This is a genomic window from Mariniflexile fucanivorans, from assembly GCF_004341235.1.
Taxonomy (GTDB): Bacteria; Bacteroidota; Bacteroidia; order Flavobacteriales; family Flavobacteriaceae; genus Mariniflexile; species Mariniflexile fucanivorans.
The window spans coordinates 129,257-143,950 of sequence record NZ_SLUP01000008.1; the positions used below are offsets into that span (position 1 = coordinate 129,257).

The following is a 14,694-nucleotide window of genomic DNA, read 5'->3' on the forward strand; positions in this document are numbered from 1 at the left end:
AAAATCATTAATCGTTAATCAAAAATCGTAAATCATAAAAAGACTTCTTTATATTTGTACCTTATTATGCAGCAGACTTTTTATAAATATCAAGGAACAGGAAACGATTTTGTGATGATTGATAATCGTCAACAAACGTTCAATAAAAAAGACACCAAACACATTGCCTTTTTGTGCGACCGACGTTTTGGGGTAGGAGCCGATGGTTTAATTTTATTAGAAAACCATCCTAATTTAGATTTTAAAATGGTGTATTACAATGCAGATGGTAACGAAAGCACCATGTGCGGTAACGGTGGGCGCTGTTTAGTAGCGTTTGCAAACCAATTAGGTGTAATAAAAGATAAAGCCGTTTTTGAAGCGATTGATGGGTTGCATCATGCTAGCATAAATAATGGCATTGTAAAACTTCAAATGTTGGATGTAGATGTGGTTGAAAAACATGAAAACCATGTATTTTTAAATACGGGTTCACCACACCATGTGCAGTTTGAAGATCAGATTGAAAATTTTGATATTAAAACCAAAGGCGCTTCCATTCGTTACGGTGCACCATATAATGAAGTGGGCAGCAATGTGAATTTTGTAAAGAAAATAAACGACCAAATATTCACCGTTAGAACCTACGAACGTGGAGTGGAAGATGAAACTTTGTCTTGCGGTACGGGCGTTACAGCTGTAGCTATAGCAATGCATTCGTTAAAACAAACCAACCATAATCTAATTACTTTAAAAGTACAAGGTGGCGAATTAAAAGTAAGTTTTGATGATGAAAATGGCGTTTATAAAAATGTTTGGCTTATTGGGCCAGCAACTTTTGTGTTTAGTGGAAGCTTATGATAACCTTAAAAGGAGAACATATCTATTTAAGAGCTTTAGAGCCAGAGGATTTGGAGTTTATTCATGCCATTGAAAACGACGAATCGGTTTGGGAAATAAGCAATACGATTACGCCCTATTCAAAATTTTTAATAAAACAGTATTTAGAACATTCGCATAAAGATATTTTTGAAGTAAAACAATTGCGCTTGGTTATTTCAAGTTATGATGAGGTTGCCTTAGGAATGATCGATTTATTCGATTTCGATTTTAGAAACAGCAGAGCGGGCGTAGGTATTTTAGTAAAACAGCTTGAAGACAGAGCTAAAGGAATTGGTAGTGAAGCTTTAAAGCTACTTGTAAATTATAGTTTTACACATTTATGTTTGCATCAGTTATATTGTAATATTTCAGAAGAAAATGATGTAAGTATTAAACTTTTTACCAAACAAGGTTTTCAACAAATAGGATTAAAAAAGGACTGGAATTTAGTTAACGGTTCTTATAAAAACGAGTATATATATCAGCTTATAAATAATTAAATGTATATTAAAAAAATACTTCTTGCCATTGTTTTTATTGGGTTAGCAATCGCCGCCTATTTTGCTTATTATGTGTATAACACCATGATGAACGCTAATACGGCGTTTAATAATGATACAGCCTATATTTATATAGCCACAAATTCGACCTATGAAGATGTGAAGCAACAATTAGAACCTTTGTTAAAAGATATCAATACTTTTGATGCCCTTGCAAAGCAAAAAAAATATAATACAAATCTTAAGGCAGGTAAATTTGCAATAACAAAAGGGATGAATAATAATGATATTATTAATTCTATACGAAGTAAAAACTTGCCTATAACCTTATCATTCAACAATCAGGATTCTATGGAAAAACTGGCTGGAAGAATTAGTATTCAAATTGAAGCCGATAGCATGTCATTATTGAATGCCATGAAAGACAGCGCTTTTTTATCAAATTACCAATTTAACAAGGCTACAGCATTAGGTATGTATTTGCCTAATAGTTATGAGTTTTTCTGGAACACGTCTGCAGAACAATTTAGAGATCGTATGCTAAAAGAATACAATCGTTTTTGGACTCCTTCTAGAAATGAAAAAGCACAAGCTATTGGTTTAAAACGAGAAGAAGTAGTTGCATTGGCATCTATAGTTTATGAAGAATCCAAACAAGCTTCAGAGCAACCAAGAATTGCAGGTGTTTACATGAACCGTATTAGAATAGGTATGCCATTACAAGCAGATCCTACCTTAAAATTTGCCGCCTATCAACTGCCAGAATATAAGGATACCGTTATTAAACGTGTCTTAAATATTCATAAAGACATTGTATCACCTTATAATACCTATAAGAATTTAGGATTGCCTCCAGGACTAATCGCCATGCCCGATATTTCAGCTATCGATGCGGTTTTAAATTTTGAAAAACACCAATACCTTTATTTTGCAGCTGATGCAAACCGATTTGGGTTTCATAAATTCGCCAAAACATTGTCTCAGCACAACGTAAACGCTAGAGAATATCAGCGGTATTTGTCATCTCAAGGCATTAATAAATAGTGAGGTGCTTAGCAATAAAATATTTGTTAATTGTTGTTTTATTGCCCCAGGTTTCATTTTCACAATCAAAACTCGATTTATTTTTAACACCAAGTGATTCGCTTAATAAAACAAGGCGAAATGCCGTTATTATTTCTGAAGCTTCTATAAGTGGATTGACATTAGTTGCTTTGAATCAACTTTGGTATGCTGATTATGAGCGTTCCCAATTCCACACCATTAATGATAACAGCGAATGGCTTCAAATGGATAAAATGGGGCATGTGTTTACGTCCTATCAAATGGGAAAACAGGGTGCACAATTATTAAATTGGAGTGGTGTTAGTAAAAAAAATCAGTTAATTTATGGGTCAACCCTTGGTTTTACATTTTTAACTACTGTTGAAGTTTTAGACGGTTTTTCAGAAGAATGGGGCTTTTCTTGGGGTGATATTTTAGCAAATGCATCTGGTACAGGGTTGTATGTGGGGCAAGAATTGCTTTGGAACGAGCAACGCATCGCCTTAAAATTCTCTTTTCATCAAACAAAATATGCGTCTCTTCGTCCTGATAAGCTTGGTGAAGATTTTTTGGAACAGATTTTGAAGGACTACAACGGACAAACGTATTGGTTAAGTGCCAATTTGCATTCGTTTTTTAAAGAAAAAAACATACCTAAATGGTTGAATATTGCTGTAGGTTATGGAGCTGATGGCATGTTGACAGGAGTAGAAGATATTGACAATCAGTTGTTAACAAATATAAACCGGCAGCGTCAATTCTACTTAAGTTTAGATGTAAATTTGTCCAATATTGAAACTAAATCAAAGTTGTTGGGGTCTGTTTTTAATGTTATTAATATCATAAAAGTTCCCTTTCCAACGTTAGAATTCAATAGAAAAGGTTGTGTATTTCATCTATTCTACTACTAAAAAAAGTAGTTAATCGATTAGTTTTGAAATATTTAAAAAAAAGTGTACCTTTGCACGCTGAAATTTTCAAGCAATTTTACGATGTGATTTTGCAGAAGAAATTTAAAAACTATGAGAAAAAGTATTGCAAGTTATTTAATGTTAACTGTAACAATATGTATTCTATTGTTCGTATCGTTTTCATCAAATGAAAAGATAGACTTAAGTAAATACTCTACAGCTGGTTTAGAGTTAAATTATACTGTAAGTCAAGACCATAGCATTAAGGATGATGCTTTAGCGTCAAAAGACCTCAACAAACCAATTACTCCCATTTTAGGAAAATCATTTGTTGGCTTTAAAGAAGCCTTAGCATTTAAAGAGTCGCGAGGCGATTATTTTGTGGTAAATACATTAGGTTATTTAGGAAAATATCAATTTGGTGCTGAAACTTTAAAATTAATAGGTATTCATAATCCATCATTATTTTTAAAAACACCCGAGCTTCAAGAAAAAGCGTTTGTGGCAAACACCCAACGTAACAAATGGATTTTACGAAGAGACATTAAGAATTTTGTTGGCAAAAAACTTAATGGCATCTTAATTACCGAATCTGGTATTTTAGCGGCTGCTCATTTAGCAGGTGCTGGAAGTGTAAAAAACTATTTAAGAAGTTACGGTATTGATAATTTTGAAGATAGTTATGGTGCTAACATTGAGTACTATATGAAAAAGTTTTCAGGGTATGATACGTCGTCAATAACAGCTAACAAAAGAGCTAAAGCTATTTAATTTAGCTTTTGTGAATAATAAATATCGTAGGTCTTTTATGAAGGTCTACGATATTTTTTTTCCATTGGTTTGCCGTTTGGGTTTTAATAAATTCTGTTGGTAAAGTAATATCGCAGGCTACGCAAATTTCAGTATTTTGGTCTAAAACATTTTGTAAATCTTCTAGCATTTTATTGTTTCGGTAAGGTGTTTCAATAAAAATTTGCGATTGGTTGTGTTCAAATGATAAACGTTCTAAGCGTTTTATCTCACTTTTTCGTTCACCTTTATCGATAGGTAAGTAGCCATTAAAAGCAAAACTTTGTCCGTTCATTCCAGAACTCATCAAGGCCATTAAAATGGATGATGGTCCCACTAAAGGAATTACTTTAATATTTTTTTGATGTGCAATCTTTACAATATCGGCACCAGGATCTGCAACGCCAGGGCATCCAGCTTCAGATAAAAGACCAACGTTAATGCCGTTTAAACAAGGTTCTAAAAAAGTTGGTAAATCGGCAACATTAGTATGTTTATTCAAATGAAACATTTTTAATGAAGGCTGCGATTTTTCAGGAGAAATACGTTTTATAAAATGTCTTGCTGTTTTATCATTTTCAACAATAAACGTATCGGTTTCATTTATAATCTTCTTAACTGTAACTGGAAGTACTTCTAGAGGTTCGTTGTCGCCTAAGGTTGTTGGTATAAGGAATAGTTTTCCTAAAGGATTTGCCATTAATATTTGATGAGTTTTTTAATTTCTTTTACACCACTAATATCTAAAAACTCAATAAAATAAATGCCATTTGCTAAATTATTTACGCTTAACGTTGTTAAAGGCGAGTTTATTGAAGTTGTTTGTTTTATTAGTTTGCCGTGAATATCGGAAATTTTAATAAATTTTAATGGGTTTTTTAGCAGAGAAACATTAAAATTTATAAGATTGTCTGTCGGGTTTGGATAGATGCTTATATTTAATTGATTAACGTTTTCAATACTTAAACTGGTATCAACAATTTTAAAAACTTCACCCGATTCTATGCCTGCAATATAGAGTTCACCATCGTTTCCTTCACCAAACGTAGTCCAGCCTTTGTTGCTGTATTGCTTTGGAAATGTCATGGTCCAATTAGACCCGTTAGGCGTAAGTACTCCAATTTCATCGCTACAAAAATCAGCAAAAAAGTAAAGACCTGTAAAGTTTGGGTAAAGCGTACCTCTATACCTAAAACCTCCCGTAATAGAGCATTTAAAAACGCCATTGCCATTGTGTGAATATTCTGCAATTGGTCTTGTTGTAGCGCTTTCAGAAGGGCAATTATCGGTGTTATAAGGGTGATTGGCGCCTTCATAGCAACGCCAACCGTAGTTTAAAGCGGAAGTTGCAGATAAAACCATGTTTATTTCTTCATAAACTCCTTGCCCTACATCAGCAATCCATAAATCGCCCGTTGTTTTGTCAAATGAAAATTTCCAAGGATTTCTTAAGCCATAAGCCCATATTTCAGGTAAGGTGTTGCTGTCTCCATCATTTAGATACGGGTTGTTTGAAGGTATGGCATAATTGTTTCCGTTGCTTGTATTATCAACATCAATTCTAAGTAATTTTCCTAATAAGGTATTCAGGCTTTGGGCATAATTGCTAGGATCTCCCGATCCGCCACCATCACCACTAGCTATATACAAATAACCATCAGGACCAAAATTCATATCGCCACCATTATGATTTGTGTCTGGTTGATTGATTCTTAGTAAAATAAGTTCGGAATCTACATTGGCAGTTGTTTCATTTGTTCTGGTATATCTTGCAATAACGGTGTTGCCAGAGTCGTTTATATAATTGACATAAAAATAACCGTTGGTAACATAATTAGGGTGAAACGCTAATCCTAAAAGGCCTCTTTCTCCACCCGAATCGCTAACTTTTTCAGTAATATCTAAAAAAGGCGTGCCATTTACAGTACCATTGCCGTTAAGTATTTTTATGACCCCATTTCGTTCAACAATAAATAATTTGCTGTCGGTTGTAGCTTTTATGCTAACAGGGCTATTAAATCCATTGGCTATTAATTCAATATCTATATTTTGAGCATATAAAAATGAAGTAATAAAGAAAAGCAGGAATAAAGTTGATTTTTTCATCTTGCTAATATTTAAGAGGTTACATTAGCCTAAGTTACGAAAAAACTTTTATGAAAACGATTAAAAACTAATTTTGAAGTTTGTTGGCAATAATAGTACATGCTTCGTCTAACATGTTGTAAACCTTTTCAAAACCATCGTGTCCACCATAATATGGGTCTGGAACAGCATCATTTTGATTAGGATGAATTTCATTTAGAATGTACTTAACTTTTGCTTTGTCCTTTTCGTTTCTTGTTAGTATAAGAACGTTTCGGAAGTTAGATGCGTCCATGACATAAATAATATCAAATGCATCAAAATCTGAAACCTTGAATTGACGTCCTCTTAAATTTGAAATATCCAAACCATGTTTATTAGCAATAGCGATAGAACGACTGTCTGGTTTTTTTCCAATATGATAATCGCCCGTGCCAGCAGAATCTATAACGAATGAATCGTTAGGAAGTTTAGATTTTAAAATACCTTCGGCAAGTGGAGAACGACAAATGTTTCCCAAGCATACCATCAGAATTTTAGTCATTTTAAACGTATTTTAAACAGATAGTTTTTTAGTAATATCTTCAACGTACTTTTTAAACTGCTTGTCTGTAGAAGATAAGTTGTCAACAGTCTTGCAAGCGTGTAAAACAGTAGCGTGGTCGCGTTTTCCTATTTGCGAACCAATACTAGCTAATGATGCTTTCGTGAATTTTTTGGCAAAAAACATAGCCAATTGTCTTGCTTGAACAATGTGGCGTTTTCTTGTTTTTGATTGTAACGTATCAATATCCATCTGAAAATAATCGGATACTACCTTTTGTATATAATCAATGGAAACTTCTCGTTTGGTGTTTTTAACAAATTTTTCAACGATAACTCTAGCTAAATCGATTGTAATTTCTTTTTTGTTAAAAGAAGATTGTGCAATTAATGAAATTATAGCACCTTCCAATTCCCTTACGTTCGATTTGATGTTTTTAGCAACATATTCAATAATATCATCGGGCATATCTACACCATCACGATATAATTTATTTTTTAGAATAGAAACACGCGTTTCAAAATCTGGTGTTTGTAGTTCTGCTGAAAGTCCCCATTTGAAACGGGATAGCAAGCGTTGCTCAATATCTTGCATATCAACAGGTGCTTTATCACTTGTTAGAATAACTTGTTTTCCGTTTTGGTGTAAATGGTTGAATATGTGAAAGAATACATCTTGCGTACCTGTTTTTCCTGAAAGGAATTGTACGTCGTCAATAATCAACACATCAATAATTTGATAGAAATGGATAAAATCATTTCTATTATTTTTCTTAACAGAGTCTATATATTGTTGCGTGAATTTTTCAGCGGAAATATATAAAACTGTTTTTTCTGGATATTTGTCTTTAATATCTACACCAATAGCATGTGCTAAATGTGTTTTCCCTAAACCAACACCACCAAAAATAAGTAATGGATTAAAAGAGGTGCCTCCTGGTTTAGATGCCACCGCTAATCCTGCACTACGTGCCAAACGGTTTGAATCCCCTTCTAAAAAGTTTTCAAAACTATAATTAGGATTAAGTTGAGATTCAATTTTTACATTTCGAATCCCTGGAATTACAAACGGATTGCGTAATTCTGGACTTTTATTGTTTAACGGCACATCAACTTCTTGAGATTTCATGGCACTTCTGTTAGCACTTGGAATCTTCTCGGTAAAAGGCTGCTTGTTGCCATACGTGTTTTCCATTTTAATAATGTAAACAAGTTTAGCTTTTTCGCCTAATTCTTTGGTTAATGATACTTTTAGTATTTTTACATAATGTTCTTCAAGCCATTCGTAAAAAAATTTACTAGGTACTTGAATACTCAATGCGTTGTCTGTAAGTTTAACTGCTTGAATGGGTTCAAACCAAGTTTTGTAAGCTTGCGGTTGTATATTATCTTTTATGAATTCAAGACAATTATTCCATACCGTTTGCGCAGTTACACTCATTGTAAAATATTAAAGTTTTGTTTGTTAGTTTTGTAAGAAAAAATAAATACTCTTACTTTTTTTAGTTCGGCAAATATGTGAACAAAATTCTTAAAAAAAAAATCAAATAGTATTGAATTTTAAAAAAAAAATCCCCATGTTTATCCCTTTGCCGAAGCTACAAAAAAATATTTAATAAACCTTATGAAAATCGATGAAATACAAATAAGAGTGAGATACGGTGAAACGGACCAAATGGGTGTCGTTTATCACGGAAACTACGCATTATATCTAGAGATGGGGCGAATTGAATGGCTTCGTAAATTAGGGGTTTCTTATAAAAATATGGAAGAAAATGGTGTGATGTTACCCGTAGTTTCCTTATGTATAAACTATAAAAAATCAGCGGTTTATGATGACGTAATTAATGTAAAAACACAACTAAAAAATATGCCAACTGCTAGGATAGAATTTGAGTATGAAATTACTAATGAAAAAGGCATTTTGTTAACAACAGCAAGTACTACTTTAGTTTTTATAGACATGAAAACAAACCGACCTATAAAGGTGCCTCAATACATTTTAGATGCAATTAATAATTAATCTAAATTGATTTAATGTCGATTTCAAAAAGCCGATCAAAGGTTTCAAAAATAGCTTCTGAATCTTTTTTTCTAACAGAAATGGTTATTTGACAATCTAGCTCTAATTTTTGATGGTTCATGGTTAAATTTTTCTCCTTTATAATTCGCATTACGGTATTTATGTTTTTATAATCGAATGAAATGAGATAATGAATATCGATGGTTTTTTCAATAATTGTAGATGCTTCAAGCGTTAATTGAGCGGTGGTTTTATAAGCGCTTATTAAGCCGCCAACACCTAGTTTAACACCGCCAAAATACCGAACGACAACTATTAAAATATTCGTCACTTCAAACGATTGTATCTGCCCGTAAATAGGCATGCCTGCCGAATTACTAGGTTCGCCATCATCATTAGCGCGGTAGTATATGGTTTCGGTTCCTGTTTGGTAGGCATAACACCAATGTCTGGCGGCATGATGTTCTTTTCTTAATGCTTCGATATGAAATTTTACATCGTCTTCATTTAAAACAGGGTAGGCAAAACCAAAAAATTTGCTGTTTTTTTCTTTAAAAAGAATGCCTTCTGTTGAAGTTTCGATGGTTTTGTATGTGTCTTTTTCAGTCAAATTAATTAAAACAGGTCGCTTTTAATTTTGAATAGATTTGAAACGTCTTCCGTTTCTGGGTTTATATGCCACGTTTCAATGCCTAAAGATTTTGCGGTTTTGCAATTATCAGCATTATCATCTATAAACAGACATTCGTTGGCTTTTAGTTTGTTTTCACTTATAACAAAGTCGAAAATATCCTGGTTTGGTTTTCTTAAATTGATTTCGTGCGATAAATAAAACGCATCAAAACAGTTTTTAAAAGTTTCGTAAAATGGAACTTGTTCTTTTACCCAATCGATGTGTAGTTCGTTGGTGTTACTTAATAAAATGAGTTTATATTTTGAATTGTTTCTCAATTGTTGAAGAAATTCCAAGCGGTGTTCAGGAAAATCTTTCAGCATAAAATTCCAAATGTCTATTAATTCATCATTTGAAAGCTTCGGAAAATTTTCAGTATAAAATTCGATAAATTCTTCTGTTGAAATCAAGCCTTGTTCATAGAAACTGTTGAAAGCAATCATTTCTTCCGAAAGGCCATCAATTTCAAATTCATTAAAAGTGTGTTTCATGGCACCTTCAATATCTAAATTGATAAATACATTGCCAAAATCGAATATAATAGTTTTAATCATTTTTGTAGATTCTAAGTGTATCAGTTAATATTTTTTCTTCAGAAATTAATACTCCTGAAAATTCAGGTGCTTTTACACCATTTTTAAATTCCATAACGCCCGTAAATACTCTGGCTTCGTCCCATATATTTTCATTTATAAACGTTTGAAGTGTTTTTGAACCACCTTCAATGATTAGGGAATTGATGTTGTTAGTATAAAGAATATCACAAATATGTTGCGCCAAATTTTTTGAATAATCTATATTTTTCTTAGAAATAGCGATGGTTTTAGCCTCATTGTTGAAAACATTTAAGCCTTTTGATAGTTTGTCATCTTTATCCAATACAATACGAATAGGGTTTTGTCCCGTCCAGTCCCTTACTGTTAAACTAGGGTTGTCTTGTAAAACGGTGTTCGTGCCTACCAAGACAGCCTGTTCTTCAACGCGCCATTTGTGTACTAATTGTCTGGAAAATTCATTGGTAATCCAAACTGGTTTTTGTTCGTTTTTAGTTTCGGGCGCAATAAAACCATCAACTGTTTCTGCCCATTTTAAAATAATATAGGGGCGTTTTTTATTGTGAAATGTAAAAAAACGTTTGTGGTGTTCTTTACATTCGTTCTCTAAAACACCAACAATAACATTGGAACCCGCTTGTTTTAGTCTTTCGACACCTTTTCCTGCTACCTGGATATTATCATCAATGCAACCAATAACCACATTTGGTATCTGGCGTTTTATGATTAAGTCGCTACAAGGTGGCGTTTTTCCAAAATGGGAGCAAGGTTCTAAAGTCACATAAATGGTAGATTCCTTTAAAATTGATTTATCTTTTACTGAATTTATAGCATTTACTTCGGCATGATTGCCACCATAAGCACTTGTAAAGCCTTCGCCTATAATTTTGTTTTTATGAACAATAACACTGCCAACCATGGGGTTTGGTCTGGTAGAACCTAATCCGTTTTTGGCAATTTCAATGCAACGTTTTATGTATATTTCGTGATTATTCAAATGTAATTTCTTGTTCTGTTTTAGGTTTCTGTTTTGTGAATTTTAAATGAAATGAATCAAATTCTTATCGGTACAATTCATTAAATAGTTAAAAAAAGTAAGTGGTATTGTTGATAAGATTATAAGATGTTTCATGGTTGCTTTTTTAGAATTCATGTATCTTCACTTTTTCAAAATTAGCATTTAAAAGTGAGTAAAGATACTATACTTATTCGAAAAATAGAACCAAATGACAATGCTCAATTAGAGCAAGTTATTAGAGCGTGTTTTCATGAATTTGAAATTCCTTTGGAAGGAACTGCTTATACCGATAAAGAAACACCACGAATGTACGAATCCTACCAAAATGATACTGATGTTTATTTTGTAATTGATGCCGATGGTGAAATTTTAGGAGGCGGTGGCGTAAAACCGTTAAAGGATTTTGAAACCGAAGTGTGCGAAATTCAAAAAATGTATTTTTCGCCAAAAGTAAGAGGTAAAGGTTATGGTCGAGCCCTCTTTGAAACATGTTTGGAAGCAGCAAAAAGCCTAGGATATAAAAAGTGTTATTTAGAGTCGGCACCACAACTTAAAGCGGCCATTCATATTTATGAAAGTCATGGTTTTAAGCATTTAAAAGGTGCTTTAGGAAATACCGGGCATTTTTCGTGTGGTGTTTGGATGGTAAAAGATTTGTGATTTACTAATACGATCTGTTTGAGCGCACTAAGGAACTAATGTTTTAATATAAAAGAGTGAATTTAAAAGAGATACAACATACATTTCATACAGAATTAGATCCTTTATATGGAAAAGAAGAAGTGAATAGCTTCTTTTTTATGTTGATAGAATCCTATTATCAAATTTCTAGGATAAAACTGGCTATAGAGCCCGAACTTTCGGTTGAGAATTATGATACTATTTTAAATGCTTTAGGATTATTAAAAAACCAGTACCCCATACAATATATATTAGGTGAAACAGAGTTTTACGGTTTACCTTTTAAAGTGAATAAAAACACGTTAATACCTAGACCTGAAACTGAAGAATTGGTGGAATGGATTGTTAGAATACAAACAGCAAACAAACAACAAATAAGAATTTTAGATATAGGAACGGGCAGCGGTTGTATCGCTATTTCATTGGCAAAACAGTTGCCAAATGCCAAAGTGTATGCTTTAGATATAAGCGCCGATGCTTTAAAAATAGCAAAACAAAACGCTGAACTTAATAAGGTTCAGGTGGAGTTTGTTGAAGCTAATATTTTGAATTCTGAAACATGGATTACCGATTTTAAAAATTCTAAATTTGATATTATTGTCTCAAACCCACCCTATGTAAGGGAGAAAGAAAAGCAATATATGAAACCTAATGTGTTGGAAAACGAGCCGCATTTAGCGTTGTTTGTTGAAGATCACGACCCGTTGTTGTTTTATAAAATGATTACAGAGTTTGCTGTTGATAGATTGGTTGATAAGGGTAAATTGTTTTTTGAAATAAACGAATATCTAGGGAATGATATGATTCAGTTATTGGAAAAACACCATTTTGGAGATATTGAATTAAAACAAGACATGTTTAGGAAAGATAGGATGGTTAAAGCAGTTAAAACAATTAACAATTAACAATTAACAATTGACAATTAACAATTAGCAATTAAACCAACACCGAACACCCAACACCCATTTTTGAATTAGCGTTAAATACAATGAATATAGAAGAACAAATACAAAGTTTAAGAGAGGAATTAAGTTTACATAATTATAATTATTATGTGCTTGATAATACAACAATTTCAGATTTTGATTTCGACATAAAACTAAAAGAGCTTCAAGATCTAGAAGCGAAGCATCCAGAGTTTTTCGATATTAATTCGCCAACACAGCGCGTTGGTGGCGCGGTAACTAAAAATTTTGAAACCGTTGCGCATGAGTTTCGTATGTATTCATTGGATAATTCATACTCTAAAGAAGATTTATTAGATTGGGAAACCCGCATAAAAAAAATGATTGATGGCCATATTCAATATACTTGCGAATTAAAATATGATGGTGCTTCCATAAGCTTAACCTATGAAAATGGTATTTTAATGCGAGCAGTAACCCGAGGTGATGGGTTTCAAGGTGATAATGTAACAGCTAACGTAAAAACCATTAAGTCGGTACCACTAAAGTTGAAAGGTTATTACCCAGAAAAGTTTGATATACGTGGTGAAATTGTGTTGCCATTTGAAGGTTTCAATAAAATGAATGAAGAACGTGTTGAAATTGGTGAAGAACCATATAGAAATCCAAGAAATACAGCTTCTGGAAGTTTAAAATTGCAAGATAGTGCAGAGGTAGCGAAACGTCCACTAGAGTGTTTACTTTATAATTTAACAGGTTCTAGTTTAGGTGTTAATTCACAATTCGATGGTTTAGAAAAAGCTAGGGAATGGGGTTTTAAAGTGCCAAATGCAGCAAAATTAGTTGATTCAATTGATGAGGTTTTAGAATTTATAGATTATTGGAATGTACACCGCCACGAGTTACCTTATGAAACCGATGGTGTAGTAATTAAAGTGAACAATTTACAGCAGCAAGAAGAGTTGGGTTATACCGCCAAAGCACCTCGTTGGGCTATGGCGTACAAGTTTAAAGCAGAACAGGTTTCAACAAAATTAAATAGTATTACTTATCAAGTTGGAAGAACGGGTGCTATTACACCAGTAGCCAATTTAGAACCTGTTGAGCTTGCTGGAACTACAGTAAAACGTGCGTCTTTACATAATGCCGACCAAATTGAAAAGTTGGATATTCGAGTAGGGGATGAAGTTTATGTTGAAAAAGGAGGCGAGATTATCCCGAAAATCTTGGGTATCGATTTAAGTAAACGACCTTCAAATTCGCAACCAACTCAATATATAACCCATTGTCCAGAATGTGAAACAGAATTGGTTAGGCAAGAAGGCGAAGCACAGCATTATTGCCCTAACTATAATGGTTGTAAGCCACAAATAATTGGTCGTATTCAGCATTTTATTTCTAGAAAAGCGATGGATATTGAAGGTTTGGGTGGAGAAACTGTGGCGCTTCTAGTGAATGAAGGGTTGATTACCAATTATTCAGATTTGTATGAATTAACCAAAGACCAGGTGATTCCTTTAGAACGCATGGCAGAAAAGAGCGCTGATAATTTAATTCAAGGCATCGAACAATCTAAAAATATCCCTTTTGAACGTGTTTTATATGCTTTGGGTATTCGTTATGTAGGTGAAACGGTGGCAAAAAAATTAGCAAAACACTATAAAAGTATTGATGCCATTGCAGAAGCTTCAGAAGAAGCTCTAGTAAATGTTGATGAGATTGGAGTTAAAATAGCCGAAAGTGTGCGTGCCTTTTTTTCTTCAGAAGAAAATATAACAATAATAAACAGGTTGAAAGCGTTTGGTGTACAGTTAGAAATTTCTGCGGAACAACTTATTGGGCAAACTGATATATTAAAAGGGCAAAGTATTGTTATTTCTGGGGTTTTTGAATCTCTTTCTCGGGATGAACTTAAAAAACTTATTGAGGATAATGGTGGCAAAGTAAGCAGTTCGATTTCTTCTAAAACAAGCTTTATTGTTGCTGGTGATAATATGGGGCCAAGTAAAATGAAAAAAGCTGAAGACTTAAATATAGAGCTATTAAGTGAATATGAATTCTTACAAAAATTAAGTTAAAACATGTATTTTGTCGATAAGATGTAAAT

At 33.2% G+C, this 14,694-nt stretch carries 16 protein-coding genes; 9 read left to right on the top strand and 7 right to left on the bottom strand.

What is annotated here, in order from left to right; translation table 11 throughout:
- Positions 1-66: 66 nt before the first annotated feature.
- From dapF to EV196_RS15925, 5 genes are all read left to right on the top strand, one after another.
- Positions 67-840, top strand: coding sequence for a diaminopimelate epimerase (gene dapF, locus EV196_RS15905; RefSeq protein ID WP_132218768.1), 774 nt, complete (start codon positions 67-69; stop codon positions 838-840).
- Entirely contained in the window at positions 837-1,361 is a 525-nt protein-coding gene (locus tag EV196_RS15910) for a GNAT family N-acetyltransferase (RefSeq protein WP_132218769.1), read from the top strand. The genes dapF and EV196_RS15910 overlap by 4 nt, the downstream gene beginning before the upstream one ends.
- On the top strand, positions 1,362-2,405 hold the full coding sequence (gene mltG, locus EV196_RS15915; RefSeq protein WP_132218770.1) for an endolytic transglycosylase MltG: 1,044 nt from the start codon (positions 1,362-1,364) through the stop codon (positions 2,403-2,405).
- Between the two features lie 41 nt (positions 2,406-2,446).
- Positions 2,447-3,316 carry a DUF2279 domain-containing protein gene (locus EV196_RS15920; protein ID WP_132218771.1) on the top strand — a complete coding sequence of 290 codons (870 nt, stop codon included), beginning with the start codon at positions 2,447-2,449 and terminating at the stop codon, positions 3,314-3,316.
- Between the two features lie 111 nt (positions 3,317-3,427).
- On the top strand, positions 3,428-4,087 hold the full coding sequence (locus tag EV196_RS15925; protein WP_132218772.1) for a peptidoglycan-binding protein LysM: 660 nt from the start codon (positions 3,428-3,430) through the stop codon (positions 4,085-4,087).
- A gap of 1 nt (position 4,088) precedes the next feature.
- Here EV196_RS15925 and EV196_RS15930 read toward each other — a convergent pair whose 3' ends face one another.
- The 4 genes from EV196_RS15930 to dnaA all read right to left on the bottom strand — a co-directional run bounded on the left by EV196_RS15930 (position 4,089) and on the right by dnaA (position 8,174).
- Positions 4,089-4,805 carry an SAM-dependent methyltransferase gene (locus EV196_RS15930; RefSeq protein ID WP_132218773.1) on the bottom strand — a complete coding sequence of 239 codons (717 nt, stop codon included), beginning with the start codon at positions 4,803-4,805 and terminating at the stop codon, positions 4,089-4,091.
- The gene (locus EV196_RS15935) at positions 4,805-6,211 is read right to left on the bottom strand and encodes a PQQ-dependent sugar dehydrogenase (RefSeq protein WP_132218774.1); all 1,407 of its coding nucleotides are present in this window, start codon (positions 6,209-6,211) and stop codon (positions 4,805-4,807) included. The genes EV196_RS15930 and EV196_RS15935 overlap by 1 nt, the downstream gene beginning before the upstream one ends.
- A gap of 67 nt (positions 6,212-6,278) precedes the next feature.
- The gene (locus EV196_RS15940) at positions 6,279-6,734 is read right to left on the bottom strand and encodes a low molecular weight protein-tyrosine-phosphatase (protein ID WP_243652259.1); all 456 of its coding nucleotides are present in this window, start codon (positions 6,732-6,734) and stop codon (positions 6,279-6,281) included.
- Positions 6,735-6,746: 12 nt separating this feature from the next.
- Positions 6,747-8,174: a chromosomal replication initiator protein DnaA gene (gene dnaA / locus EV196_RS15945; RefSeq protein ID WP_132218775.1), complete on the bottom strand. Its 1,428-nt coding sequence runs from the start codon at positions 8,172-8,174 to the stop codon at positions 6,747-6,749.
- Positions 8,175-8,357: 183 nt separating this feature from the next.
- Here dnaA and EV196_RS15950 point away from each other — a divergent pair, with 183 nt between their 5' ends.
- Positions 8,358-8,756 (top strand): acyl-CoA thioesterase, encoded by a 399-nt coding sequence (locus tag EV196_RS15950; protein WP_132218776.1) that lies wholly within the window; start codon positions 8,358-8,360, stop codon positions 8,754-8,756.
- A gap of 1 nt (position 8,757) precedes the next feature.
- On the opposite strand, the gene EV196_RS15955 is transcribed toward EV196_RS15950, so the two are convergent.
- From EV196_RS15955 to ribD, 3 genes are read right to left on the bottom strand one after another with little or no spacing between them, the layout of a single operon-like run.
- Positions 8,758-9,366 (bottom strand): IMPACT family protein, encoded by a 609-nt coding sequence (locus tag EV196_RS15955; protein ID WP_132218777.1) that lies wholly within the window; start codon positions 9,364-9,366, stop codon positions 8,758-8,760.
- Positions 9,367-9,371: 5 nt separating this feature from the next.
- Positions 9,372-9,983, bottom strand: coding sequence for an HAD family hydrolase (locus EV196_RS15960; protein WP_132218778.1), 612 nt, complete (start codon positions 9,981-9,983; stop codon positions 9,372-9,374).
- Positions 9,976-10,980 carry a bifunctional diaminohydroxyphosphoribosylaminopyrimidine deaminase/5-amino-6-(5-phosphoribosylamino)uracil reductase RibD gene (gene ribD / locus EV196_RS15965; protein WP_132218779.1) on the bottom strand — a complete coding sequence of 335 codons (1,005 nt, stop codon included), beginning with the start codon at positions 10,978-10,980 and terminating at the stop codon, positions 9,976-9,978. Before ribD ends, EV196_RS15960 begins: the two co-directional genes overlap by 8 nt.
- Before the next feature lie 189 nt (positions 10,981-11,169).
- Here ribD and EV196_RS15970 point away from each other — a divergent pair, with 189 nt between their 5' ends.
- The 3 genes from EV196_RS15970 to ligA all read left to right on the top strand — a co-directional run bounded on the left by EV196_RS15970 (position 11,170) and on the right by ligA (position 14,665).
- Complete coding sequence (locus tag EV196_RS15970) at positions 11,170-11,661, top strand: GNAT family N-acetyltransferase (protein ID WP_132218780.1); 492 nt, start codon at positions 11,170-11,172, stop codon at positions 11,659-11,661.
- Between the two features lie 56 nt (positions 11,662-11,717).
- Positions 11,718-12,587, top strand: a complete 870-nt coding sequence (gene prmC / locus EV196_RS15975) for a peptide chain release factor N(5)-glutamine methyltransferase (RefSeq protein WP_132218781.1) — start codon at positions 11,718-11,720, stop codon at positions 12,585-12,587.
- Positions 12,588-12,670: 83 nt separating this feature from the next.
- Positions 12,671-14,665 carry an NAD-dependent DNA ligase LigA gene (gene ligA, locus EV196_RS15980; RefSeq protein ID WP_132218782.1) on the top strand — a complete coding sequence of 665 codons (1,995 nt, stop codon included), beginning with the start codon at positions 12,671-12,673 and terminating at the stop codon, positions 14,663-14,665.
- The last annotated feature ends 29 nt before the right edge of the window (positions 14,666-14,694 follow it).